Origin of the sequence: Paraburkholderia graminis C4D1M, from assembly GCF_000172415.1 — a bacterium.
In the GTDB taxonomy this organism is placed as follows: Bacteria; Pseudomonadota; Gammaproteobacteria; order Burkholderiales; family Burkholderiaceae; genus Paraburkholderia; species Paraburkholderia graminis.
Window position 1 is genome coordinate 135,856 of sequence record NZ_ABLD01000009.1, and the last position, 24,715, is coordinate 160,570.

The window sequence follows — 24,715 nt, forward strand, 5'->3', positions numbered from 1 at the left end:
ACGCGCGAAAGACACATCGTCACGTCATGCGATTCTTTGCCAGCGGCGGATTCGCCGCGAAATAACGCTTGATGCCGGTCATGATCGCATCGGCCATCTTCTCGCGATAGGCGTCGTCGTTCAGGCGCCGCTCCTCGTCGGGATTGCTGATGAACGCCGTTTCCACGAGGATCGACGGAATGTCGGGCGCCTTCAACACCGCGAAGCCCGCCTGTTCGACCGAACCTTTGTGCAGCTTGTTGATCCCGCCGATTTCCTTCAGCACGAAGTTGCCGTAGCGCATGGAGTCGCGAATCTGCGCGGTGGTGGACATGTCGAACAACGCGCGATTCACGGTGGCGTCGGCGGATTTGATGTTGATGCCGCCAATCTGGTCCGACGCGTTCTCCTTGTTCGCCATCCAGCGCGCGGCCGCGCTCGACGCGCCGTGCTCCGACAACGCGAACACCGACGAGCCGCGCGCCTCGGGCGTGGTGAACGCATCGGCGTGAATCGACACGAACAGGTCCGCGCCGACGCGCCGCGCTTTTTGCACGCGCACGTTCAGCGGCACGAAGAAGTCGGCGTCGCGCGTCATCATCGCGCGCATGTTCGGTTGCGCGTCGATCTTCGCGCGCAGTTTCTTCGCGATGTCGAGCGCGACGTGCTTCTCGTAAGTGCCCGAGCCGCCGATCGCGCCGGGGTCTTCGCCGCCGTGTCCCGGATCGATCGCGACGGTCAACAGGCGCACCGTGTTGCTCTTGCCCGACTTCGGCGTGGTGAACGCGTAGGTGTCGTCGCCACTGTCGTCGTTATCCAGACTTTTGGCGCTGTTGGCGCCGCTGCCGCTGCCCTTGTTGCGCGCGATCGCCGTGGGCGGTGTGACGGGAGTGGGCGGCACGCCAGGCGTTGGCGTCGGCGTCTTCGCAATGATCGGCGGCAAACCTGGCGACCCGGACGTAGAGCCGGACGGCGACCCACTGTGCGCCGGCGCATGCGGTGCGCCCGCCGCGGACCCGCTGCCGCCGTTCTGCGCATAGCGCTCGAAGAACGCCTCGCTGTTGTCGGCGGCCGGCGGCGTCGTGCCGGGGCCGCTCAACGTAGCGGGCGGCGCGCTGTTTTCTTCGTTCAGCGTTTGCTGCTTGCGCTCGCTTTGCGCGAGCAGTTCCATCAACGGATCGGGCGCGACGGCCGGATACAGGTCGAACACGAGCCGGTACTTGTACGCGCCGACGGGGGGCAGCGTGAACACCTGCGGCTTCACCGAGCCCTTCAGATCGAACACCATGCGCACGACGTGCGGCTGGAATTGCCCCACACGCACCGATTGAATTTGCGGATCGTTCGGCGTGATCTTCGATACGAGATCCTTCAACGCCTGGTCGAGATCCAAGCCGCTCAGATCGACGACGAGCCGGTCAGGGCCCTGAAGCAACTGCTGCGCGTTTTGCAGAGGCTGATCGGATTCGATGGTGACGCGCGTGTAGTCGCGCGCCGGCCACACGCGCACGCCGAGCACCGAACTCGCCAGCGCGAGACGCGGCGCGACGAGGCCGAGCACGAGCGTGGACGCGCCCGCGCGCAGAATCTGCCGGCGCCGCCAGTTATGCGTCGCGGTGGCCGCCGATTCAATCGAGCGGAACGGTTTGATCAACATCTTTCGAGACATGCCTTTCCTGTTTCGCTGTATGCCTGTGCGACGAGTGTGCGGCCGTCGCCCTCGCCAGCCAGGTCGAGCGAGAAGACGAGATCCGGCACGCCGAGCAGCGCGCCGGCGCGTTGCGGCCATTCGACGAGGCAAACCGCGCCGCTGTCGAAATACTCGCGAAAGCCCGCGTCGGCCCATTCGGCCGGATCGGTGAACCTGTAGAGATCGAAGTGGTAAAGCGCGAGTTCCCCGGTGGGCCGCTCGAGTACATAAGGCTCGACGAGCGTGTACGTGGGACTGCGCACGCGACCGGTGTGACCGAGGCCGCGCAAGGTGGCGCGCACGAGTGTGGTCTTGCCGGCGCCGAGATCGCCGACCAGTTGTACTTGCAGACCGTGGAATGCCTGAGCGTTCGCGTTGCCGTCATGCGCGACGGCGACGCTTTCGATTGCCCGCGCGAAGCGCTCGCCAAATGCGAGCGTGGCGGCTTCGTCCGCGAACGAGAAGACGCGTTCGAGCAGAACTTCGGCGGGCGGCGCGATCGCGCGATCGGGATGGTCAGGCATTCTCGTAAAATGACGTGATGAACCGAAGTCCGGAGTCCCCCGTGTGCCCTGTGTCCAATGCGCCTGCAACTGGCGACGAGGCGCGTGCCGAGCGTCAATTCGATGAAGCGGCGCTGCATGCGCTCGCGCAAAACATCAAAACGTGGGGCCGTGAACTGGGTTTCGGGGCGATCGGCATTAGCGATACCGACCTCTCCGCTGCCGAAGCGCCGCTTGCAGCCTGGCTGGAAGCGGGTTGCCACGGCGAGATGGATTATATGGCCAAACACGGTATGAAACGCGCGCGGCCTGCCGAGCTTGTGGCCGGCACGCTACGTGTGATTACCGCTCGCATCGCCTATTTGCCCGCTGATGTACTGAACGGAAAGCAGCCCGAAAGCGACTCGTCCAAAGGGCCGCTCAATCAGGACTGGCGGGGCGCCGAGCATGCGCGGCTGGCCGATCCTGCTGCTGCCGTCGTGTCGATTTATGCGCGCGGCCGCGACTATCACAAGGTGATGCGTAACCGTCTGCAACATCTGTCAGAGAAAATTCAGGCGGAGATCGGCGCGTTCGGTTATCGCGTGTTTACCGACTCGGCGCCAGTGCTCGAAGTCGAGCTTGCGCAGAAGGCCGGCATCGGCTGGCGCGGCAAACACACGCTGCTTTTGCAACGCGACGCGGGCTCGCTGTTTTTTCTCGGCGAAATCTACGTCGATGTGCCGTTGCCGACGGACGCCGAGACATCGCCCGAAGTCGCGCCCGAAACGCCGGGCTCGCATTGCGGCAGTTGCTCGCGCTGCATCGACGCATGTCCGACAGGAGCGATCGTCGGTCCTTACAAAGTGGATGCGCGTCTGTGTATCTCCTATCTGACGATCGAACTGAAGGGCAGCATTCCTGTGGAGATGCGTCCGCTGATCGGCAACCGCGTGTATGGCTGCGACGATTGTCAGCTCGTGTGTCCGTGGAACAAGTTTGCGCAGGCCGCGCCGGTCGCCGATTTCGACGTGCGTCATGGGCTCGATCGCGCGTCGCTGGTGGAGCTGTTCGGCTGGAGCGCGGACGATTTCGACACGCGCATGCAGGGCAGCGCGATACGGCGCATCGGTTACGAGAGCTGGTTGCGCAACCTTGCGGTCGGGATGGGCAATGCACTGCGTGCATCGCGCGACGCGTTGAGCGCGGAGGCACGCGAGGCGATTGTCGAGGCGCTCAGGCGCCGTGCCGACGATCCTTCGGCGCTCGTGCGCGAGCATGTGCAATGGGCGCTCGAAGCGGCGTAAACTATCGGCAATTCATGGCTTACGTTGTGGTGTGCGAGGAGGCGACATGTTCAACGCAGTGATCGATGCGCCGTTCGGCAAGGTCGGCATTCGCATCGAAGGCGAGGCGGTGCGCGAGATCGTCTATCTGCCGGAGTCGATGCAAAACGTCGCGCCGGACACGCCGTTGGCGCAACGCGCTGTCGAGCAGATCGAGCGGTATTTCGCGGAGCCGTCGGCGAAATTCGACTTGCCGCTCGCGACCGCGGGCACCGCGTTCCGGCGGCGTGTGTGGCAGGCGCTGTGCGAGATTCCGCCCGGCGCGGTCGTCACGTATGGGCAACTGGCAAGGCAGCTCGGCAGCGTGCCGCGCGCGGTCGGGCAGGCGTGCGGCGACAATTGTTTTCCTATCGTGATTCCGTGTCATCGCGTGGTGAGTTCGAGCGGCATCGGCGGATTCGCGCATCATGCCGACGACGGCTTCTTTCGCAACGTCAAGCGCTGGCTGCTCGCGCACGAAGGCATTCCCTACGCATGAGCGATACCCTGGTTGAGGACGCGAGCGCGGACCAAGGCGCAGACGCAAGCGCGGGCTTCGCGCAGTCGCCTTTGTTCGCGGCGAGTTCGGCGTCGATCGACGCATTCTGCGACGCGCTATGGCTCGAACACGGCCTCTCGCGCAACACGCTCGACGCGTATCGCCGCGACCTGCGTCTCTTCAGCGAGTGGCTCGCGCAAACGCGCGGCGCCTCGCTCGACATCGCCAGCGAGGCCGATCTGAACGCGTACAGCGCGGCGCGTCGGAAGGACAAATCGACGTCGGCGAACCGGCGCCTCTCGGTGTTTCGCCGCTATTACGGTTGGGCTGTGCGCGAGCATCGCGCGAAGGTTGATCCGACGCTGCGCATTCGTTCGGCGAAGCAGCCGCCGCGCTTTCCGTCGACGCTCAGCGAAGCGCAAGTCGAGGCGCTGCTCGGCGCGCCCGACATCGACACGCCGTTGGGTCTGCGCGATCGCACCATGCTCGAGCTGATGTACGCGAGCGGCTTGCGCGTCACCGAACTCGTCACGCTAAAGACCGTGGAAGTCGGCCTGAACGAAGGCGTGGTCCGCGTGATGGGCAAGGGTTCGAAAGAGCGCCTGATTCCGTTCGGCGAAGAAGCGCACGGCTGGATCGAACGTTACTTACGCGACGCGCGGCCAGCGCTGCTCGGCGCGCGCGCCGCCGATGCGCTGTTCGTCACCAATCGCGCCGAGGGCATGACGCGCCAGCAGTTCTGGAACATCATCAAGCGGCATGCGGCGGCGGCCGGCGTGCATGCACCGTTGTCGCCGCACACGTTGCGGCACGCGTTCGCGACGCATCTGCTCAATCACGGCGCCGACCTGCGCGTGGTGCAGCTACTGCTCGGCCATACCGACATTTCGACCACGCAAATCTACACGCACGTCGCGCGCGAGCGGCTCAAGTCGCTGCATGCGGTGCATCATCCGCGCGGGTGACGTGCACGCAGCTTCAAAGCAATTCGCGCAGCCGGTGCTTGAGAATTTTTCCCGTCGATGCCGCGGGCAATGCCGCAAGCACCTTCACTTCGGCGGGGCGCTTGTAGGGCGCAAGGCGTTCGGCGCACCACGCGGCAAGCTCAACCGGTGTAACGGTCGCGTGAGCCGCCAGTTCGACGAACGCGATCACTTCCTCGTTGCCCTCGACTGCGCGCCCGATCACCGCCGACTGCACGACTTGCGGATGCGCGTTCAGCACATGCTCGACCTCGGCGGGATAAACATTGAAGCCGGAGCGGATGATCAGGTCCTTGCTGCGTCCGACGATATGCAGCGCGCCATCGGCGTCCTGCCGCGCGAGATCGCCGGTTTTCAGCCAGCCGTCTTCGGTCACTGCGGCGCGCGTTTGCTCCGGGTTGCGGTAGTAGCCGAGCATTACGTTCGGGCCGCGCACCCATAGCTCGCCGATTGCGCCGGGCGCGGCGTCCGCGCCGTCGAGTTCGACAAAGCGCACTTCGACGCCCGGAATCACTTCGCCGACCGAACAGTCCGCGCGCGGCGCATCGAGCATGGTCTGCGAGACAGTCGGACTGCTTTCGGTCATGCCGTAGCCATTATGCAGCGGCAAACCGTACACGCTTTCGACGTGGGCTTTCAGCGCCGCGTCGAGCGGCGAGCCGCCCGAATACACAAAGCGCAGATGCGGCGCGCGCCATTCATGCCCGTGCGTCTGCAAATGCTCGAGCAGTTTGGCGTGCATCGCGGGCACGCCCTGAAAGATCGACACGCGTTCGTCGGTGAGCGCGCGGCGCACGGCTTCGGGCGCGAAGCGCGGCGCGAGCCGCAAGGTCGCGCCGGCGTGCAGACTGCCGAGGCACACCGACGCGAAGCCGTACACATGCGAGATGGGCAGCACGGCATAGACCACGTCGTCGGGACGAACCTGGCGCAGCCGGCTCGACACGGTGGCGATAAAAAGCAGATTGCGATGCGACAGCATCACGCCCTTCGGCGCGCCCGTCGTGCCGGTTGTGTAGATCAGCGCCGCGCATTGGCGCTCGCTCGCGGCTTCTACCGGTTCCGCTTGCGTTTGCGCCGAGTCGTCCGCCACGTAGGACCATGCGCCGATGTCCGGCGTCATGCCCGGCGCTTCACGTGCCTGATGACGCTCTGCATGCTGACTCGCATCGACCGAGCTTTCGACCATATACGCGGTGACGCGCGGCTTCGCGTGCGCGCGGATCGCGTCCAGTTCCGCCGCCGACAGACGCGCGTTCGACACCAGCGCCCACGCGTCGAGCCGCGCCGTGGCGAACAGCAGCACGATCTGCGCGATGCTGTTCTCGGCGACGATCATCACGCGGTCGCCGCCTCGCACGCCCCACTCGCGCAGCAACGCGGAGACCGTGTCCACGGCCTCCATGAGCTGCGCATTGGTGAGACGACGCGCGTCCTCGATCAGCGCGACGTGTTGCGGATCGCGCGCGGCGGCCAGCGCGGGAATATCGGAAATGCGCGCGGGCAGGGCGGCCAGCAGCCCGGGAACGTCGATCGTGGAGCGTAAAGCGGAAGCGGTGGTCAAGTGCGTCTCCTAAGGGCGATTGCGTGACCGGCGTGCATCGCGCCGGAAGATTTTCGAACGATCGTGCCACAATGCCCGAAGCCGCACAATTGGCCATTCGGCAAATAGCCGTTGTGCAAAGTCGCCATTACAATGCGCCGATGAGCAAATCCAGACACGTTTCCGAAACGCCCGCCACGCAGTTTCTGCGTCGGCACGGCGTGGCTTTCGGCGAGCATCCGTACGATTATGTGGAGCATGGCGGCACCGGCGAATCGGCGCGTCAGCTTGGCGTAGACGAGCATCAGGTCGTGAAGACGCTCGTCATGGAGGACGAGCACGCGAAGCCGTTGATCGTCCTCATGCACGGCGACCGCACGGTCAGCACGAAGAACCTCGCGCGGCAGATCGGCGCGAAGCGCGTCGAGCCGTGCAAGCCCGAAGTGGCGAACCGTCATTCCGGCTATCTGATCGGCGGCACGTCGCCGTTCGGCACGCGCAAGCAGATGCCGGTGTACGTCGAGTCCACCATTCTGGAGATGGAGCGCATCTGGCTGAACGGCGGCCGGCGCGGTTTTCTCGTCAGTATCGAGCCGAAAGTGCTGACCGGATTGCTGGGCGCGAGGCCGGTGCAGTGCGCGAGCGTCGATTGACGTTTGCCTGAATGTTTCCGCGGTGCGCGCGTTCGGTAGAATGTGCGCCGCTTCGGTTCGCCGCCGCGTGCTGCGTGCCGGCTTTCGTTCCCTGTTGCGGTTGAGGTATCCAGTTGCAGACCGCCGATCCTTATAAGAGTCACAGATGCAAAACCTGATCGTTGCTGTCGTTGCCTACCTGATCGGTTCGGTGTCGTTCGCCGTGATCGTGAGCGCCGCGATGGGGCTCGACGACCCGCGCTCGTACGGCTCGGGCAATCCCGGCGCGACCAACGTGCTGCGCAGCGGCAGCAAGAAGGCCGCGATTCTCACGTTGATCGGCGACGCCTTCAAGGGCTGGTTGCCCGTGTGGTTCGTCGCGCATTTCGGCGCGCGCTACGGGCTCGACGATACGTCGGTGGCGATTGCGTGCGTCGCCGTGTTTCTCGGCCACCTGTATCCGGTGTTCTTCCGCTTCAAGGGCGGCAAAGGCGTGGCGACGGCCGCCGGCGTGTTGCTCGCGATCAATCCGATTCTCGGCCTCGCCACGCTTCTGACGTGGCTGATCGTGGCGTTCTTCACGCGCTATTCGTCGCTGGCGGCGTTGGCTGCGGCAGTGTTCGCGCCGATCTTCGACGGCTTTCTGTTCGGGCCGCACGTCATCGCGCTGGCGATCGTCGTGATGAGCTCGCTGCTCGTGTGGCGTCATCGCGGCAATATCGGCAAGCTGATGCGCGGCGAGGAAAGCCGTATCGGCGATAAGAAGAAGGCGGCGGCTGCGAGTGCGGTGAGCGGCGAGGATCGTTGAGCGGGTGGCAGTGCGGAGTGCTGCTACGTGCGAAGTGCGCTCTGCGCCCTACGCGCTCCGACTTTCGATGCGCTGCGGCGCTCCCGCTTGTCAATGCAGCGCCGCTGAAACCGGCGCTGCGTCGATGACATAAACGCTCAGTCGCGGAAGTTATTGAAGTCGAGCGGCGTGTCCGTCACGTCCTTGCGCAGCATCGCTATCACGCTTTGCAGGTCGTCGCGTTTTCCCCCGGTGATGCGCACCGCGTCGCCCTGAATGCTCGCCTGAACCTTGATCTTGCTGTCCTTCACGAGGCGCACGATTTTCTTCGACAGATCGCCCGACACGCCCTTCTTGATCTTGATGACCTGCTTGACCTTGTCGCCGCCGATCTTCTCGATCTTGCCGTAGTCGAGGAAGCGCACGTCGACGTTGCGCTTGGCCATTTTGGAGATCAGCACGTCTGTGACCTGGCCGAGCTTGAAGTCGTCGTCGGCGTAGGCGGTGATTTCGTTTTCCTTGTGTTCGACGCGCGCGTCCGACCCCTTGAAGTCGAAGCGGGTTGAGATTTCCTTGTTGGACTGCTCGATCGCGTTCTTGACTTCGATCATGTTCGCTTCGCAGACGACGTCAAACGATGGCATTGCATTCTCCCAATAGTGCGGCGGTGCGCGACGCGGCCGGCGGCTCGTCGCGGGGCACTCGCTATAATCACGGACCAGCGTCATTTTACCGACGCAACCCTCATTTGCCCAAGGCCGCCGCGCGGGCCCGCAGCTCACGGCAGTTTGCCCGCCCCTTAGTTCTCATTCCGATGTCTCAAACCGATTCCGCCGAGTTCATTGCCGGCTATCCGCTGAAGGCGCACAACACCTTTGGTTTCGACGTCCACGCGCAGTGGGCGTGCCGCATCGAGCGTGAAGCGCAGTTGCCGGCCGCGGCGCACGATCCGCGCATTGCTGGTTTGCCGCGGCTCGTGCTCGGCGGCGGCAGCAATGTGGTGCTGACGCGCGACTTCGCGGGACTGGTGCTGCTCGTGGCGCTGCGCGGACGCCGTGTCGTCGGCGAGGACGACGAAGCCGTCTATGTGGAGGCAGCCGCCGGCGAGCCGTGGCACGAGTTCGTCGGATGGACGCTGTCGCAGGGTTTGCCGGGCCTCGAAAACCTCGCATTGATTCCAGGCACGGTGGGCGCCGCGCCGATTCAGAACATCGGCGCGTACGGGCTGGAAATGTGCGAGCGCTTTGCCTGGCTGCGCGCCGTGGAACTGGCTTCCGGCGAGTCGGTCGAGTTCGATGCGCGGGCCTGCGCGTTCGGCTACCGCGACAGCTTTTTCAAGCGGGAAGGGCGCGACCGTTTCGTCATCACGTCGGTTACGTTCCGTTTGCCGAAAGCCTGGCAACCGCGCGCGAACTATGCGGATCTCGCTCGCCAGCTCGCTGCTGACGGCTACCACGCGGACGGCAAGGAGCCGGATGCGCAAGCCATCTTCGACGCGGTCGTCGCCGTGCGGCGCGCCAAACTTCCCGATCCGCTGGAACTCGGCAACGCGGGCAGCTTCTTCAAGAATCCCGTGGTGAACGCCGATCAGTTTGAAGCGCTGAAAAGCCGGGAGCCGGATGTCGTGTCCTACGCGCAGCCGGACGGGCGCGTGAAGCTCGCGGCGGGCTGGCTGATCGACCGATGCGGCTGGAAGGGCCGCTCGATCGGCGCCGCCGCCGTGCACGAGCGCCAGGCGCTGGTGCTGGTGAATCGCGGCGGCGCGAGCGGGGCGGACGTGCTGGCCCTCGCGCGTGCGATCCAGCATGACGTGCTGGAGAGATTCGGCGTCGAGTTGGAGGCGGAGCCGGTTTGCTTGTGAGCGTGCGGGCTAGCGAGTGGAGTGGCCTTGTCGGCGTTTGCAGCGCGCATGAAGAAAGGCGCCGCGAGTTTCCTCGCGGCGCCTTTCTTTTCGTTGCATCTATCGCGCTAGCGGGAAACCCTGTTTAACCGCAAGGTTTCCGCCAAGCCAAGCCACGCCTCGACAACGCTCCGCTTAACCGCGCTGACGGCGCGCGTTCTCCGCGATCCGCATACGCAACGCGTTCAGCTTGATGAAGCCGCCGGCGTCGGCCTGGTTGTAGGCGCCGCCGTCGTCGTCGAAAGTGGCGATGGTCTTGTCGAACAGCGTTTCCTTCGAATCGCGAGCGACGACCGACACGCTGCCCTTGTAGAGCTTCACGCGCACCCAGCCGTTGACCTTCTCCTGCGTGTGGTCGATCAGCACCTGAATCGCGCGGCGCTCCGGGCTCCACCAGTAGCCGTTATAAATCAGCGCGGCGTAGCGAGCCATCAGGTCGTCCTTCAGGTGCGCGACTTCGCGGTCGAGCGTGATCGACTCGATGCCGCGGTGCGCCTTCAGCATGATCGTGCCGCCCGGCGTTTCATAGCAGCCGCGCGACTTCATGCCGACATAGCGGTTTTCCACCAGATCCAGACGGCCGATGCCGTGCTTGCCGCCAAGACTGTTCAGCTCGGTCAGCATTTCGGCCGCCGACAGACGCTTGCCGTTGATCGCGACCGGATCGCCGTGCTCGTATTCGATGTCGACGTACTCGGCCTGATCCGGCGCCTGCTCCGGCGACACGGTCCAGCGCCACATGTCGGCTTCCGCCTCGGCCTTCGGGTCTTCGAGGTGACGGCCTTCGAACGAAATGTGCAGCAGGTTCGCGTCCATCGAGTACGGCGCGCCGCCTTGCTTATGCTTCATTTCAATGGGAATGCCGGCTTTTTCCGCGTACGCGAGCAGCTTTTCGCGCGACAGCAGATCCCATTCGCGCCACGGCGCGATCACCTTGATGCCCGGCTCGAGCGCGTAGTAGCCCAGTTCGAAGCGAACCTGGTCGTTGCCCTTGCCGGTCGCGCCGTGCGACACGGCCTGCGCGCCGGTGGCGCGGGCAATCTCGATCTGACGCTTCGCGATCAGCGGACGCGCGATCGACGTGCCCAGCAGATATTCGCCTTCGTAAATCGTGTTGGCGCGGAACATCGGGAACACGAAGTCGCGCACGAATTCTTCACGCAGGTCTTCGATAAAGATGTTGTCCTGCTTGATGCCCAGTTGCAGTGCCTTCTTGCGCGCCGGTTCCAGCTCTTCGCCCTGGCCGATGTCGGCCGTGAACGTGACGACTTCGGCGTCGTAGTTGTCCTGCAACCACTTCAGGATGACGGAGGTGTCGAGGCCGCCCGAATAGGCGAGCACGACTTTCTTGATATCGCTCATGGTGAACTCGTAGCTGGAGAAAGCGGGAAAACAAGGCGCGCCGGCGGTTCCGGAGCGCGGAAAACAACTATTTTGACACTAAAACGGCGCGCGTCCGCGTTTTTGGCTGTTGCGGCGAATATTGCGGAGCGCTGGTGAGGCTGCTGCGGGCCGAAGCGCGGTGCGCGATACGCGGTCCCGGCGTGGACGGCTTGCGTCGTAGTCAAGGCCGAACGCCGCGCCGCGCTTCGCGCAAATGCCGCGCGGCAATGCGCTCAGTGATTGAGCTTGCCGAGCAGCAGATATTCCATCAGCGCCTTCTGTACGTGCAGACGGTTTTCCGCTTCGTCCCACACGACGCTTTGCGGGCCGTCGATCACTTCCGCGCTCACTTCTTCGCCGCGATGAGCCGGCAGGCAGTGCATGAAGAGCGCGTCGGCGTGCGCGCGCGACATCATTTCCGCGTCGACGCACCAGTCGGCGAAGGCTTTCTTGCGCGCTTCGTTTTCGGCTTCGAAGCCCATGCTGGTCCACACGTCTGTCGTGACGAGATCGGCGCCCGCGCAGGCTTCGTTCGGATCGTCGAATTCCTCGTAGAACGGCGCGCTTTCCGCGGCGACGAAGCCGCGGTCGAGCTTGTAGCCCGGCGGCGTGGAGAGGCGCAGCTTGAAGCCGAGAATCTGCGCGGCTTCGATCCACGTGTAGAGCATGTTGTTCGCGTCGCCGACCCACGCGACCGTCTTGCCGCGAATCGGACCGCGATGCTCGAAATACGTGAAGATGTCGGCCAGCACCTGGCACGGGTGATATTCGTTTGTCAGCCCGTTGATCACCGGCACGCGCGAATTTTCGGCAAAGCGCTGAATGATGTCCTGACCGAACGTGCGGATCATGATGATGTCGACCATGCGCGAGATGACCTGCGCAGCGTCTTCGATAGGTTCGCCGCGGCCGAGCTGCGTGTCGCGCGTGCTCATGAAAACGGCGTGCCCGCCCAACTGGAAAATGCCGGCTTCGAACGACAGGCGCGTGCGCGTCGAATTCTTTTCGAAGATCATGGCGAGCGTGCGGTCGTGCAGCGGATGGTAAGTCTCGTAGTTCTTGAACTTGCGCTTCAGAATTCGCGCGCGCTCCAGCACGTACTCGTAGTCGTCTAGCGAGAAATCCTTGAACTGCAGATAGTGGCGAATTTTCTTGGCGGTCATGAAACAAATACGGCGGTCTCACCCGGCAGGATTGCCGGACGGCGCCGCCGTCGTTTTGTGGTAACTCAATGCAGCATAAAGGATTTCGCCTCATTTGACGAGTCGGCCAAAAGGCCGGGAAAGCGCTTTGAAAGCCGCGCTGCGCTGCCGAAACAAGCTTGTGTGCAGTGCGGAAAAAGGTCCGCTGCGCTATAATCTGCGGGTTATTCATAGGCCCAGCAGGCCCGTGCTTCGTGGTGAGGGCACAGGCGTCGCGTGGCGGCTCGAGCGGTTCGCAAGGCGCCGCCTTTGTGCGGGATGCTTCGTTGATGCGCCGTTTCGAGCTAGGCACACCGCGTGCGTCATACCGCGCACGTCATAGCGGCCAAACCGCTTTGCACGATCCTGCGGCGGCGCTCTCTGGAGCGGTTCACTCGCCGGGCACAGCGTTTCGAAATCCGTTTTGTTGCTTGCTGTCGCCGTCATCCGCTGGGCAGTCACACAGGTATTTCTACATGGCCGAAGCAGCTCCAACCGAATACTTCATTCAGGGCATCACGTCGACGGGAAAAAGATTCCGGCCGAGCGACTGGTCGGAGCGTCTCGCAGGTGTGATGTCATCTTTCGGACCGGGTGCCAGAAAGGGCCCCAACGCCTACATGCAGTACTCGGTGTACGTCCGGCCGACCATGATCGGCGACCTCAAGTGCGTGATTCTCGATTCGCGCCTGCGCGACATCGAACCCATGGCGTTCGACTTCGTCATGAACTTCGCCAAAGACAACGACCTCGTGGTGACGGAAGCGTGCGAGCTGGAACTGGAGCATGCGCCGCCGCCGCAGACGAAGCGGCACATCATCTAGCGCCAGCGAAACCGGCTCGCAGAAAAGCAAAACCCGCCACATCGGCGGGTTTTTTCATGCTGGCGTTGCTGCGCCAATCGGCCATTCTCTTCCGCTACGCGCGCGTGGCAAACAAAAAAGCCCGCCAAAGCGGGCCTTCATGCGCAGCGGAAACAGGAGGTAGCCCGCCGGAGCGGGCCGACCGGAATTACTGGGCTGCGGGAGCCTGCAGACCCTTGATGGCTGCGGCGAGGCGGCTCTTATGGCGAGCTGCCTTGTTCTTGTGAACGATTTTCTTGTCGGCAATGATGTCGATGGTCTTCGACGATGCCTGGAAGATTTCAGCGGCCTTGGCCTTGTCGCCGGCGTCGATTGCCTTGCGCACTGCCTTGATGGCCGTGCGGAACTTCGAGCGCAGTGCCGAGTTGTGCGAGTTTGCCTTGGCGGCCTGGCGGGCGCGCTTGCGTGCTTGTGCGGAGTTAGCCATGACGGTTCCTTATCCTGTTCCTGTTTCCAGTACCTGACCTTCAAGTGGTGAGGCGCTGCTTTTAGATCCGAACTCTTGGAAGCGATTGCCCAAGAGCGCAAAAGTGTCGAAAAACGATCGAACTACGCGAAGGCGGGCCCGTGTTTGCGGCGCCATGTTCCGGCATATCTGAAGGAAGTGGCGGCCCATATTCGTTCACATTCGTGACACCTGGCGCCGACCTCGACCCTCGTCCGGAAGCCGTCCGAGAACTGAGCGAGCTTCGAAACCGGCGATTATAGCAACAAAATCAGGGACGTGGCAACGGGAATGCATGCCGCGCCGCCGGCTCGGGGGAGGCCAGACCCGCCCGCGCGAGTCGGATTGCTGCCCGGCCGCGGTTCACCGCGCCCGAGCGCGGCCCGATTGCACAAGCCCTTGCCGGCCGCCCCCGGCGCGCGCGAAAAAATGCAGCGGAATTCGCTGCCCCAACCGAACGTCTCTAGAGGAAATCGGTCCGAATCGCTTCCTGGCTCGTCGTCCGCCTTTGCGGCACCCTTATAATAAGCGCCCCATGAATCTATTCCGAGCCCTGCTGACGGTCAGCGGTTTCACGCTGTTGTCGCGCGTGACCGGACTGGCCCGCGAAACGCTGATCGCGCGCGCGTTCGGCGCCAGTCAATACACTGACGCGTTCTACGTCGCCTTCCGCATTCCCAACCTGCTGCGCCGCATTTCCGCCGAAGGCGCGTTTTCGCAGGCCTTCGTGCCGATCCTCGCCGAGTTCAAGAACCAGCAAGGACATGACGCCACCAAGGCGCTCGTCGATGCCACCTCGACGGTGCTCGCCTGGGCGCTCGCGGTGCTGTCGCTCGTCGGCGTGCTGGGCGCGTCGGGCGTCGTGTTCGTGGTCGCGTCGGGCCTCGCTCACGAAGGCCAGGCCTACGCGCTCGCGGTCACGATGACGCGCATCATGTTCCCGTACATCATCTTCATTTCGCTGACGTCGCTCGCGTCCGGCGTGCTGAACACGTACAAGAACTTCTCGCTGCCCGCGTTCGCGCCGGTTTTGCTGAACGTGTCGTTCATCGTTGCCGCCGTGTTTTTCGCGCCGCGCATGCACACGCCGGTCTATGCGCTTGCGTGGGCGGTGATCGCGGGCGGGTTGTTGCAGTTCGTCGTGCAACTGCCGGGTCTCAAGAAGATCGACATGGTGCCGCGCATCGGCCTCAATCCGCTGCGCGCGCTCGCGCATCGCGGCGTGAAGCGCGTGCTGTGGAAGATGGTGCCGGCCATGTTCGCCGTCTCCGTCGCGCAGATCAGCCTCATCATCAATACGAATATCGCGTCGCGCATCGGGCCGGGCGCCGTCTCGTGGATCAACTACGCGGACCGGCTGATGGAATTTCCGACCGCGCTGCTCGGCGTCGCGCTAGGCACGATCCTGCTGCCGAGTCTTTCGAAGGCGCACGTCGACGCCGATCCTCACGAATATTCGTCGCTGCTCGACTGGGGTTTGCGCGTCACGTTTTTGCTCGCTGCGCCGAGCGCCGTTGCGCTGTTCTTTTTTGCTGAGCCGTTGACGGCCACGCTGTTTCACTACGGCAAGTTCGACGGCAACGCGGTCGTGATGGTGGCGCGCGCGCTGGCCGCTTACGGCGTCGGCCTGATCGGCCTGATTCTGATCAAGATCCTCGCGCCCGGCTTCTACGCGAAGCAGGACATCAAGACGCCGGTGAAGATCGGCATCGGCGTGCTGATTCTTACGCAGTTGAGCAACTACGTGTTCGTGCCGATCTTCGCGCATGCGGGGCTCACGCTGAGCGTCGGGCTCGGCGCTTGCGGCAACGCGCTGTTGCTGTTCCTCGGATTGCGCAAGCGCGGCATCTATACGCCGTCGAGCGGCTGGCTCAAGTTCTTCGCGCAGTTGTTCGGCGCGTGTCTGGTCCTCGCGGGCACCATGCGTTGGCTGTCCATCAGCTTCGACTGGATCGGCATGCATGACCGGCCCATCGACCGCATGGCGCTGCTCGCTGCCTGCCTCGTGCTGTTCGCGGCGCTATATTTCGGTATGCTTTGGCTGATGGGCTTCAAGTACGCGTATTTCAAAAGGCGAGTGAAGTGATGACGATCACGCGGGTTCTCGACTATTTCAGCACGCTCGTCGCCGAAGACGAGAGCTTGCCGCTGACAGAGGCGGCGCTCTCGCTCGCGCAGGACGCTTACCCGGATCTCGATCTGCAAGGCACGCTGGCCGAGATCGACGAACTGGTGGTGCGCCTGCAGCGCCGCATGCCGGATGACGCGGACATCCGCCAGAAGGTCGGCATTCTGAACCGGTTCTTCTTCCGCGAGTTGGGTTTTGCCAGCAATCTGAACGACTATTACGACCCCGACAACAGCCATCTGAACGCGGTGCTCAAACGTCGCCGCGGCATTCCGATTTCGCTCGCGGTGCTGTATCTGGAGATGGCCGAGCAGATCGGCATTCCGGCGCGCGGCGTATCGTTTCCCGGTCATTTCCTGTTGCGTGTCACGACGCCCGACGGCGACGTGATGCTCGATCCGACGAGCGGACATTCGCTGTCGGAATCGGAAATGGTCGACATGCTGGAGCCGTATGTGGCGTCGGCCGGCGAGTCGGTGAGCCGGGCGCTGCGCATGCTGCTGCAGCCGGCCACGCGGCGCGAGATCATCGCGCGTATGTTGCGCAATCTGAAGTCCACGTATTTGCAGACCGAGCGCTGGCAGCGCCTGCTTGCCGTGCAGCAGCGTCTCGTGATCCTGTTGCCCGACAGTATCGACGAGATTCGCGACCGCGGTTTTGCGTATGCGCGTCTGGACTATTTGCGCCCGGCGCTCGAAGACCTCGAGCGTTATCTCGGCGAGTGCCCCGATGCGGAAGACGCAACCGTTGTGGAATCGCAGTTGCAGGAATTGCGTCAGCGCACGCAGCATAACGATCGCGACTAGCGAGCAGCAAAGCCGTCAACGGTCGTTAGGCCGCGCGCTAAAAACAGAACGCCTGCACGGGATTCGCGTGCAGGCGTTTTTCGTTATTGCGGCGGCAAATCGCAACGGCAATTCGCGGCGCGTCGTTACTTCGGCTGCATGCGAATCGCGCCGTCGAGACGAATCACTTCGCCGTTAAGCATCGGATTGTCGAGAATCTGCTTCGCGAGCATCGCGTATTCGATCGGTTTGCCGAGGCGCGGCGGGAACGGCACCATCGCGCCGAGCGCGTCCTGCACTTCCTGCGGCATGCCGAGCAGCATCGGCGTTTCGAAGATGCCGGGCGCGATCGTCATCACGCGGATCGCGTTGCGCGACAGGTCGCGTGCGATAGGCAGCGTCATGCCGACCACGCCGCCTTTGGACGCCGCGTAGGCCGCCTGTCCGATCTGGCCGTCGTAGGCCGCGACCGACGCCGTGTTGATGATCACGCCGCGTTCGCCGTTCGCATTCGGCTCGTTCTTCGACATCGCAGTGGCCGCGAGGCGAATCATGTTGAACGTGCCGATCAGATTGATCGAGATGGTGCGCGCGAACGCGTCGAGCGGATGCGGGCCGTCCTTGCCGACGGTCTTCGCGGCGGGCGCGACGCCCGCGCAATTGATGAGGCCGCGCAGCGTGCCGAGTTTCGTCGCGGCTTCGACGGCTCGCGTCGCATCGTCCTCGCGGCTCACGTCGCATTTGACGAAAACGCCGCCGAGTTCCTTGGCGAGCGCCTCGCCGGCGTCCTGATTCAGGTCGGCGAGCACCACCTTGCCGCCGTTCTCCGCGAGAAGGCGCGCGGTCGCGGCGCCAAGCCCCGATGCGCCGCCGGTGATCAGGAATGCGTTGTCACGAATCTCCATCTCTGCTCCTTTCCTTGATACGGTAAGTAACGTCCAGATCGAATATCTTTTCGATCATGGATGATCCCACATCGCCATCGCCGAGGAGCAAATTAAAACGGCCGTGCTGAAGGCATAAAAAAACCCGCCGGAAAGAGGCGGGTTTTTTGCCAACGCAAGCTGCGGCGTTGAATTACTTCAGCGCGTCGAACACGCGGTCGCGGATTTCCTCGACCGTGCCGAGGCCGGAGATGCGGCGGTATTGCGGCGCCTTCAGCGATGTGGTCGCGTCGCCGTTCTTCGCCCAGCCGTTGTAGTAGTCGATCAACGGCTTGGTCTGCGCTTCGTATACCTGTAAGCGCTTCTTGACGGTTTCTTCCTTGTCGTCCTCGCGCTGGATCAGCGGCTCGCCCGTCACGTCGTCGAGACCTTCCACCTTCGGCGGATTGAACTTGACGTGATATGTGCGGCCCGACGCGGCGTGCGAGCGGCGGCCGCTCATGCGCACGATGATCTCGTCGAACGGCACGTCGATTTCCAGCACGTAGTCGATCGCGACGCCGGCCTGCTTCATCGCCTCCGCTTGCGGAATGGTGCGCGGAAAGCCGTCGAACAGATACCCGTTTGCGCAGTCCGGCTGTTGCAGACGCTCTTTCACCAGGTTGATGATCAGCTCGTCTGTGACGAGTTCGCCTGCGTCCATGAAGCGCTTCGCCTCGAGGCCGAGCGGCGTGCCTGCCTTGACGGCCGCGCGCAACATGTCACCGGTGGAAATTTGCGGGATGCCGAATTTTTCCTTGATGAAGTTTGCCTGAGTGCCCTTACCCGCGCCGGGCGCACCCAAAAGAATCAAACGCATGTGTATCTCCAGATCTATGTGAATTCTTGGTGGCGCTGCGGTCGTCCCACGAGGGGCAAGGGACCCGCGTCGGCTGCCGCTTCGCGTTTCGCGCTGCACGTCGACGACGGCGCTGCTGAAACACGTACGGCGCGACCGGGCAAACCCTGGCTCTCGCTAATCACGGGAGGCGCGCACAAGCGTCCGATTATGCCACGGGTTTTTGCGCTCAAGACCCGAATAAAGCCCGCACGCGCGCGAGGTCCGCGGGCGTGTCCACACCCGGCAACGGCACTTCGGGCGTGACCAGGACGGCGATGCGTTCGCCGTGCCACATCGCGCGCAATTGCTCGAGCGCTTCGACCTGTTCGATCGGCGAGATCGCCAGATCGGGATAGCTGCGCAGGAATTTTGCGCGATACGCATACAGCCCGATATGCCGATGAACCACGGCGGGCGAGGGCGGCACAGGCATCGACGCGACGTTGGGCCAGTGCGGCTGATAGGCGTCGCGTGCCCAGGGAATCGGCGCGCGCGAGAAGTAGAGCGCTACGCCGCGCGCGTCGAGCACGACCTTGACGACGTTGGGATTGAAAATCTCCGCGGCATCGGCGATAGGATGCGCCGCGGTGGCGATCGCGCAATCGCTGCGTGCCGCGAGATGCGACGCGACGCCACGCACGAGAGACGGATCGATCAGCGGTTCATCGCCTTGCACATTGACCACGATCGTCTCGTCGCTCCAGCCGAATTGCGACGCGACTTCGGCGAGACGGTCCGTGCCCGACGGATGATCGGCGCGCGTGAGCACGGCTTCGAAACCATGCTCGCGGGCGGCGTCGAGTACCGACTGAGCGTCCGATGCGATCAACACCTGCTCGGCGCCCGATTCGCGTGCGCGCTCGGCGACCCGCACGACCATCGGCTTGCCGCCGATATCGGCGAGCGGCTTGTTGGGCAGACGGGTCGACGCGAGGCGTGCCGGCACGACGGCAATGAACGGGGGCGTGGCGGAGGCGGTGTGGGTCATCGGAGAGATGAGGAAGTGGGGGGGAAGGGGAGAGGGAGGTGGTGTGGGGTGCGTCAGGGGGTGGGAGCGGGAGCGGGCTAACGAGAGCTGACAATTTTGACGAATCAACGAGGGCCAACAAGCCACGCGATGAGCTGCGAGCCGAGGAGCCAGCCAAGTCCCGAGCCGCAAGCCAACCGGCACAACCGGCCAACGAGCCACCTTGGCAACCGGCACACTAATCTTGCACCAATCGCCGCTTCGTAAACATGGCCAACCACCCGCCGCTAACAGACCCGAAACTGGCTCCGCGCGAAATCCTCACGCCGCGCCAGCCCGACACGCCTCAGGCCACCGACCCCGGATTCAGATCCACAGGCGTGCCTTCGACAGTCTGCCGCGCTTCGTCGACCAGCATGACGGGGATGCCGTCGCGAATCGGATAGGCGAGCTTGTCCGCGTTGCAGATCAGCTCCTGCGCGGAACGGTCGTAGCTGAGCGGGCCCTTGCAGATCGGGCAAACGAGAATTTCAAGCAGGCGAGCGTCCACGGACTTTCTCCACAACTAATGCAATGAGGCGATGATCGAGCGCGGCTTCGACGGGAACAACCCAGATGCGCGCGTCGCGCCAGGACCCCAATTTTACCGCATCCTTTTCCGTTATCAGGATGGCGTCGGCGTCGGCGCCCGTAAAAGGATTGCGCTCGAAAGCGTAGTGATCGGGCAGCGCGCGTGTCTCAGGCGCGAGGCCGGCGGCGCGCAGCGTGGCGAAAAAACGCTCGGGCGCGCCGATGCCGGCGGCCGCCAGCACGCGCTCGCCGCGGAACTGCGCGAGCGGGCGGCGCAACGCCGGGTTATCGAGATGCCACGCGTCGGCCGGTGCAAGCTGAAGCGCGAACGTGTTCGGCCACGGAGGCAGCGTCTTCGCGTAAGGGTCGTTGATCAGCGTGGCGTCGCGCCGACGCGAGAGCGGCTCGCGCAAGGGACCCGCCGGCAGCAGAAAGCCGTTGCCGCCGAGCCGGTGATCGAACACGACCAGCTCGGCGTCGCGCGCGAGCCGGTAGTGCTGAAGGCCGTCGTCGCTGACGATCACGTCGACGTCGCGATGCGCCGCGCACAACGCCTCCGCCGCCGCCACGCGGTCCGGGCACACCCAGACCGGCGCGCCGGTGCGGCGCGAGATCAACAGCGGTTCGTCGCCGCCGACACTGGCCGCCGAGGCGGGCGTAACCGGCGTCGGCGTCTTGACCCGCGCGCCGTAGCCGCGCGACACGACGCCAGGGTTGAAGCCGGCGCCGCGCAACGCTTCGACGAGCGCGATCACGGTCGGCGTCTTGCCGGTGCCGCCGACGGTCACATTGCCGACCACCACCACGGGCACGCCCACGCGCACCGGCTTAATCCAGCCGAGCGAGAATGCCGCGCGGCGCAGCGCGGCGACAGCGCCGAACACGCATGCGAGCGGTGTCAGCGACCACGCAAGCGGTCCGCGGTGCTGCCACTCGCGCCCCACGCGCGCTTCCAAACGATCGAAGATTCCGCTCATCGGCAGGCCGGGCGGACGAGCGGCTCGCCGCTCGCGGGACGGCGCGAGCGCGGCGGCGTGAAGGCGCCAGGGGCAATACGCGGGACAGGCATCAGCGCGATTCTCCGGACGGTCGAAAAACTTAAAAGCAGAAAGGGAAGCATAGGCAGCGCGTGTCAGCAGCGCCCTTCGTCACGCGCACGTTGCGGCGCTTGCGTGCGTGCTTTTCCCTTACTGTCGAACCCGCCACTCTAGCGCGCACGCGTCCCCGGCCGCAAGTCGCGTTGGCTGCGTCCTATGCCTGCCGCGTCGCGTGTTGCGCCTCTTGCAGCCTGTGGATAACTTTGTGGAGAACCCGCCCGCCGCAGCGCCTCAAGGGCCGTTGCAAGCGCCTTGCGTCGGCGATCACCTCAGGAGGTCATCAGTAAATTTCATATAAATCAACGGGATGCTTCGGTTTCCCGTAGTTTGCCGGGCGCGTGGCGGAATTCGCCTTGACGGTCCCGGCATGTGGACACTTTTAACAATTTGCGCGTCGCGCTGGACGCGATTGGCCACTCGGTCTATCGTCTGTCCGGCCAGTCACCACCATCCCTTCGCATGAATTCCGACAGTTCCCTTACCTCGTCGACGATGCCCGGCGGCGAAGTCGTCGTTCCCGTTTCCGCTCTGAATCGCGCGATCGGCAGCATGCTCGAGCGCTCGTTTCCGCTGGTGTGGGTTGCCGGCGAAGTCTCCAATTTCACGCGCGCCGCGAGCGGTCACTGGTACTTTTCGATCAAGGACGCGCAGGCGCAAATGCGCTGCGTGATGTTCCGCGGCCGCGCGCAATACGCCGAGTTCACGCCGAAGGAAGGCGACCGCATCGAAGTGCGGGCGCTCGTCACGATGTACGAGCCGCGCGGCGAACTGCAACTGAACGTCGAGGCAGTGCGGCGCACCGGCCAGGGACGTCTTTACGAAGCGTTTTTGCGGCTCAAGGCACAGCTCGAAGCCGAGGGCCTTTTTGCCGCCGAACGCAAGCGCGCGCTGCCGTCGCATCCGCGCGCAATTGGCATCGTCACGTCGTTGCAGGCCGCGGCGCTGCGCGACGTGCTGACGACGCTGTCGCGTCGCGCGCCGCATATTCCCGTGATCGTCTATCCGGCGCCGGTGCAAGGCGTGGGCGCAAGCGCGAAGCTCGCGGCAATGGTCGATGCGGTCAGCGCGCGGCGCGAGGTCGACGTGTTGATCGTGTGCCGTGGCGGCGGCTCGATTGAAGACCTGTGGGCCTTCAACGAAGAAGTGCTCGCGCGCGCGATTGCGGAGAGCGCGGTTCCGGTCGTGAGCGGCGTGGGGCACGAAACCGATTTCACGATCGCCGATTTCGCCGCCGATGTCCGCGCGCCCACGCCCACAGGCGCCGCCGAACTGGTGAGCCCGCAGCGCGTGCTGTTGCTGCGCGAGCTCGACCATCGCCATGCGACGCTTGCACGCGGCTTCGGCCGGATGATGGAGCGGCGCGCCCAGCAGCTCGACTGGCTCGCGCGCCGGCTTGTGTCGCCCGCCGAGCGTCTCGCGCGGCAACGCACGCATTTGCAGCAACTGAGCGCGCGGCTCGCGTCGGCCGGGGCAAGGCCCGTGCGCGATGCCCGAGCGCGGTTTTCGCTGCTGCAGATGCGTTGGCAGCGCTGGCGTCCGGATCTCGCTGCGCATCAGGCGCGGCTTGGCAATCTCACGCAACGGCTCGACGCCGCATTGCTGCGTCAGCATGAACGTCAGGCCGCGCGCATCGCCACGCTGTCGGCGCGGCTCGAAGTGCTGAGTCCGCAGCGCACGCTCGAGCGCGGCTATGCCGCGGTACTCGATGCACAGACCGGCCGCGCGGTGCGCGCGCCGTCGTCGTTGAAACCGGGACGCCGCCTGACGATGCATCTCGCCGAGGGCACCGCAGACGTCGCCCTCGCCGATGTGCAGCCGCGTCTTGCCGACGGTTTCTGACATCGCGCTGACACGCTGCGCGTGCGTAGTTTTGACTGCGCGAGCTCGCGTTTGCAGAGCAAACGGAAGCACTAATTACGCGGTTTTGCGGGCGATTCGCCGATGCCGGACATAAAGTCCGTTCGTTTGCGGGGTTATTCCAAGTCGCCTACAATCGAGTGCTCTAAAGCGTTATCCGCAGACTCCCCACAACAGATACAGACTGAAGGAAAGCACCATGGAACATACGCTCCCGCCGCTGCCGTTCGCGAAAAACGCACTCGCTCCGCACATGTCGGAAGAGACGCTCGAGTTTCACTACGGCAAGCACCACCAGACCTATGTGACCAACCTGAACAATCTGATCAAGGGCACGGAGTTCGAGAATCTGTCGCTCGAAGAAATCGTGAAGAAGTCGTCGGGCGGCGTGTTCAATAACGCAGCTCAAGTGTGGAACCACACGTTCTTCTGGAACAGCCTGTCGCCGCAAGGTGGCGGTGCACCGACCGGCGCGCTGGCCGACGCGATCAACGCCAAGTGGGGCTCGTTCGACAAGTTCAAGGAAGAGTTCGCGAAGACCGCAATCGGCACGTTCGGCTCGGGCTGGGCATGGCTCGTGAAGAAGGCAGACGGTTCGCTCGACCTCGTGTCGACGAGCAACGCTGCGACGCCGCTGACCACGGACGCCAAAGCGCTGATCACGATCGACGTGTGGGAACACGCGTATTACATCGACTATCGCAACGCGCGTCCGAAGTTTGTCGAAGCTTACTGGAACATCGTCAACTGGGAATTCGCGTCGAAGAACTTCGCGTGATTTTTCGGTGTGTTGCGGCGTTGGGCCGGCTTTGAATCGGCTCTGAATCGGTTCACAACGGCCGCTATGCAAGAAAGAAAAGCCCTCCATGTGAGGGCTTTTCTGCTTTTTGCGCGTCGCCGCGCGAGCATCGTTCATGGGCTTGCACAATCTTTGTCACTGTTCGTAACCGCGCGATAACGCACATCGCGTGGCTCAGGCTTGCGGCGCGGCTTCGCGCACGGGCATAAAACATACGGTAACGATGCGGTAAACATCGCGAGCGTGGATTCGCATAACGTGTGATTTCCAATCCACGCTATTCGCGCCATCATGATTTCACGTCTAACACCGTTGCGCGTCGCGCTGCCTCTCGGGGCCGTCGCGCTCGCGCTATTGGGCGGCTGCGCCGTCGTGCCGCCGAGCGGCCCGTCGGTGGTGGCCATGCCGCGCAGCGGCGAGCCGCTCAGTCAGTTTCAACAGGACGACTACACGTGTCGCGACTATGCGTTCCATTCGTCCGATGCGGCCGGCGCTTCGCAAGGAGCGACCACCAGCAGCGTCAACAGCGCGGCGGTGGGAACGTTGGGCGGCGCCGCCGTCGGCGCATTGCTTGGCGCGGCGGCGGGCAATGCCGGAGCGGGTGCGGCGATCGGAGCGGGCAGCGGTTTGCTGATCGGCGGCGCGGCTGGCGCCAACGGCGCGCAGTACTCGGCGAACAGCTTGCAGGCGCGCTACGACGCAGCCTACGCGCAGTGCATGACGTCGAAGGGCAACACGATCTCGCAGCCGCAAGTGCCGGTCTACGCGCCGCAGCCTGTGTATGCGCCGCAACCGGTTTATGTTGCGCCGCGGCCGCGCTATTACGGACCGCCGCCCGTAATTTACGCGCCTTATCCGTACTACTGATGCTTTCATTCCGATGCTTTGATGCCTGACACGCGATCGCGCGTGCGGTCGCGCCTTGCTTTCGCGTTGCGCCGCCAGCCGCGCGTTTGCCTGGCGGAGAGTGGCGAGACCCTGGCGGCATGGAACTCCGCAAACGGCGTACGGTTAATTGGCCGCGGACGTTGAGTGTGATCAGCCATCAGCCATCGG

At 64.0% G+C, this 24,715-nt stretch carries 24 protein-coding genes; 12 read left to right on the forward strand and 12 right to left on the reverse strand.

Annotation, left to right across the window (positions count from 1 at the left end; all coding sequences use genetic code 11):
* Window positions 1-19 precede the first annotated feature (19 nt).
* Both BGRAMDRAFT_RS17045 and tsaE read right to left on the reverse strand, forming a co-directional pair.
* On the reverse strand, window positions 20-1,648 hold the full coding sequence (locus BGRAMDRAFT_RS17045) for an N-acetylmuramoyl-L-alanine amidase (protein WP_006050039.1): 1,629 nt from the start codon (window positions 1,646-1,648) through the stop codon (window positions 20-22).
* Window positions 1,630-2,193 (reverse strand): tRNA (adenosine(37)-N6)-threonylcarbamoyltransferase complex ATPase subunit type 1 TsaE, encoded by a 564-nt coding sequence (gene tsaE / locus BGRAMDRAFT_RS17050; protein WP_006050040.1) that lies wholly within the window; start codon window positions 2,191-2,193, stop codon window positions 1,630-1,632. The genes BGRAMDRAFT_RS17045 and tsaE overlap by 19 nt, the downstream gene beginning before the upstream one ends.
* A gap of 17 nt (window positions 2,194-2,210) precedes the next feature.
* Between tsaE and queG the strand changes: the two genes are divergently transcribed.
* Genes queG through xerD form a run of 3 tightly spaced genes read left to right on the forward strand, consistent with a single transcriptional unit; the run spans window position 2,211 to window position 4,940 of the window.
* The gene (gene queG, locus BGRAMDRAFT_RS17055; protein ID WP_029968112.1) at window positions 2,211-3,458 is read left to right on the forward strand and encodes a tRNA epoxyqueuosine(34) reductase QueG; all 1,248 of its coding nucleotides are present in this window, start codon (window positions 2,211-2,213) and stop codon (window positions 3,456-3,458) included.
* 46 nt (window positions 3,459-3,504) lie between these two features.
* Window positions 3,505-3,975, forward strand: coding sequence for a methylated-DNA--[protein]-cysteine S-methyltransferase (locus BGRAMDRAFT_RS17060; RefSeq protein ID WP_006050042.1), 471 nt, complete (start codon window positions 3,505-3,507; stop codon window positions 3,973-3,975).
* The gene (xerD, locus tag BGRAMDRAFT_RS17065) at window positions 3,972-4,940 is read left to right on the forward strand and encodes a site-specific tyrosine recombinase XerD (RefSeq protein ID WP_006050043.1); all 969 of its coding nucleotides are present in this window, start codon (window positions 3,972-3,974) and stop codon (window positions 4,938-4,940) included. Before BGRAMDRAFT_RS17060 ends, xerD begins: the two co-directional genes overlap by 4 nt.
* A gap of 13 nt (window positions 4,941-4,953) precedes the next feature.
* Here xerD and BGRAMDRAFT_RS17070 read toward each other — a convergent pair whose 3' ends face one another.
* The gene (locus BGRAMDRAFT_RS17070) at window positions 4,954-6,522 is read right to left on the reverse strand and encodes a class I adenylate-forming enzyme family protein (RefSeq protein WP_006050044.1); all 1,569 of its coding nucleotides are present in this window, start codon (window positions 6,520-6,522) and stop codon (window positions 4,954-4,956) included.
* 140 nt (window positions 6,523-6,662) lie between these two features.
* Here BGRAMDRAFT_RS17070 and ybaK point away from each other — a divergent pair, with 140 nt between their 5' ends.
* Window positions 6,663-7,154 (forward strand): Cys-tRNA(Pro) deacylase, encoded by a 492-nt coding sequence (ybaK, locus tag BGRAMDRAFT_RS17075; protein ID WP_006050045.1) that lies wholly within the window; start codon window positions 6,663-6,665, stop codon window positions 7,152-7,154.
* Window positions 7,155-7,299: 145 nt separating this feature from the next.
* Entirely contained in the window at window positions 7,300-7,941 is a 642-nt protein-coding gene (plsY, locus tag BGRAMDRAFT_RS17080; protein WP_006050046.1) for a glycerol-3-phosphate 1-O-acyltransferase PlsY, read from the forward strand.
* A gap of 137 nt (window positions 7,942-8,078) precedes the next feature.
* Here plsY and BGRAMDRAFT_RS17085 read toward each other — a convergent pair whose 3' ends face one another.
* A complete protein-coding gene (locus tag BGRAMDRAFT_RS17085; protein ID WP_006050047.1) occupies window positions 8,079-8,564 on the reverse strand; it encodes a YajQ family cyclic di-GMP-binding protein in 486 nt (161 codons plus the stop codon).
* A 170-nt stretch (window positions 8,565-8,734) separates the two neighbouring features.
* On the opposite strand from BGRAMDRAFT_RS17085, the gene murB reads away from it, so the two are divergent.
* Window positions 8,735-9,781: a UDP-N-acetylmuramate dehydrogenase gene (gene murB / locus BGRAMDRAFT_RS17090; protein WP_006050048.1), complete on the forward strand. Its 1,047-nt coding sequence runs from the start codon at window positions 8,735-8,737 to the stop codon at window positions 9,779-9,781.
* A 174-nt stretch (window positions 9,782-9,955) separates the two neighbouring features.
* Here the strand turns inward: murB and BGRAMDRAFT_RS17095 are convergent, their stop codons facing one another.
* The gene (locus tag BGRAMDRAFT_RS17095) at window positions 9,956-11,182 is read right to left on the reverse strand and encodes an argininosuccinate synthase (protein WP_006050049.1); all 1,227 of its coding nucleotides are present in this window, start codon (window positions 11,180-11,182) and stop codon (window positions 9,956-9,958) included.
* 254 nt (window positions 11,183-11,436) lie between these two features.
* Complete coding sequence (gene argF / locus BGRAMDRAFT_RS17100; protein WP_006050050.1) at window positions 11,437-12,366, reverse strand: ornithine carbamoyltransferase; 930 nt, start codon at window positions 12,364-12,366, stop codon at window positions 11,437-11,439.
* Window positions 12,367-12,860: 494 nt separating this feature from the next.
* On the opposite strand from argF, the gene BGRAMDRAFT_RS17105 reads away from it, so the two are divergent.
* A complete protein-coding gene (locus tag BGRAMDRAFT_RS17105; protein ID WP_006050051.1) occupies window positions 12,861-13,208 on the forward strand; it encodes a DUF3579 domain-containing protein in 348 nt (115 codons plus the stop codon).
* 187 nt (window positions 13,209-13,395) lie between these two features.
* Here the strand turns inward: BGRAMDRAFT_RS17105 and rpsT are convergent, their stop codons facing one another.
* Window positions 13,396-13,674, reverse strand: a complete 279-nt coding sequence (rpsT, locus tag BGRAMDRAFT_RS17110; RefSeq protein ID WP_006050052.1) for a 30S ribosomal protein S20 — start codon at window positions 13,672-13,674, stop codon at window positions 13,396-13,398.
* 553 nt (window positions 13,675-14,227) lie between these two features.
* Between rpsT and murJ the strand changes: the two genes are divergently transcribed.
* Both murJ and BGRAMDRAFT_RS17120 read left to right on the forward strand, forming a co-directional pair.
* Window positions 14,228-15,778, forward strand: a complete 1,551-nt coding sequence (gene murJ, locus BGRAMDRAFT_RS17115; RefSeq protein WP_006050053.1) for a murein biosynthesis integral membrane protein MurJ — start codon at window positions 14,228-14,230, stop codon at window positions 15,776-15,778.
* Between the two features lie 5 nt (window positions 15,779-15,783).
* The gene (locus tag BGRAMDRAFT_RS17120) at window positions 15,784-16,626 is read left to right on the forward strand and encodes a SirB1 family protein (protein ID WP_029968099.1); all 843 of its coding nucleotides are present in this window, start codon (window positions 15,784-15,786) and stop codon (window positions 16,624-16,626) included.
* A gap of 125 nt (window positions 16,627-16,751) precedes the next feature.
* On the opposite strand, the gene BGRAMDRAFT_RS17125 is transcribed toward BGRAMDRAFT_RS17120, so the two are convergent.
* From BGRAMDRAFT_RS17125 to lpxK, 5 genes are all read right to left on the reverse strand, one after another.
* Window positions 16,752-17,510 carry a 3-hydroxyacyl-CoA dehydrogenase gene (locus BGRAMDRAFT_RS17125; protein ID WP_006050055.1) on the reverse strand — a complete coding sequence of 253 codons (759 nt, stop codon included), beginning with the start codon at window positions 17,508-17,510 and terminating at the stop codon, window positions 16,752-16,754.
* A 172-nt stretch (window positions 17,511-17,682) separates the two neighbouring features.
* Window positions 17,683-18,348, reverse strand: a complete 666-nt coding sequence (gene adk, locus BGRAMDRAFT_RS17130; RefSeq protein ID WP_006050057.1) for an adenylate kinase — start codon at window positions 18,346-18,348, stop codon at window positions 17,683-17,685.
* Between the two features lie 208 nt (window positions 18,349-18,556).
* The gene (gene kdsB / locus BGRAMDRAFT_RS17135; RefSeq protein WP_006050059.1) at window positions 18,557-19,357 is read right to left on the reverse strand and encodes a 3-deoxy-manno-octulosonate cytidylyltransferase; all 801 of its coding nucleotides are present in this window, start codon (window positions 19,355-19,357) and stop codon (window positions 18,557-18,559) included.
* A 325-nt stretch (window positions 19,358-19,682) separates the two neighbouring features.
* Window positions 19,683-19,886 (reverse strand): Trm112 family protein, encoded by a 204-nt coding sequence (locus tag BGRAMDRAFT_RS17140; RefSeq protein ID WP_006050060.1) that lies wholly within the window; start codon window positions 19,884-19,886, stop codon window positions 19,683-19,685.
* Window positions 19,867-20,883 (reverse strand): tetraacyldisaccharide 4'-kinase, encoded by a 1,017-nt coding sequence (gene lpxK, locus BGRAMDRAFT_RS17145; protein WP_006050061.1) that lies wholly within the window; start codon window positions 20,881-20,883, stop codon window positions 19,867-19,869. Before lpxK ends, BGRAMDRAFT_RS17140 begins: the two co-directional genes overlap by 20 nt.
* Before the next feature lie 579 nt (window positions 20,884-21,462).
* Here lpxK and xseA point away from each other — a divergent pair.
* From xseA to BGRAMDRAFT_RS17160, 3 genes are all read left to right on the forward strand, one after another.
* Complete coding sequence (xseA, locus tag BGRAMDRAFT_RS17150; RefSeq protein ID WP_029968091.1) at window positions 21,463-22,842, forward strand: exodeoxyribonuclease VII large subunit; 1,380 nt, start codon at window positions 21,463-21,465, stop codon at window positions 22,840-22,842.
* A gap of 217 nt (window positions 22,843-23,059) precedes the next feature.
* Window positions 23,060-23,638: a superoxide dismutase [Fe] gene (gene sodB, locus BGRAMDRAFT_RS17155; protein WP_006050063.1), complete on the forward strand. Its 579-nt coding sequence runs from the start codon at window positions 23,060-23,062 to the stop codon at window positions 23,636-23,638.
* A gap of 312 nt (window positions 23,639-23,950) precedes the next feature.
* Window positions 23,951-24,526, forward strand: coding sequence for a glycine zipper family protein (locus BGRAMDRAFT_RS17160; protein ID WP_006050065.1), 576 nt, complete (start codon window positions 23,951-23,953; stop codon window positions 24,524-24,526).
* The last annotated feature ends 189 nt before the right edge of the window (window positions 24,527-24,715 follow it).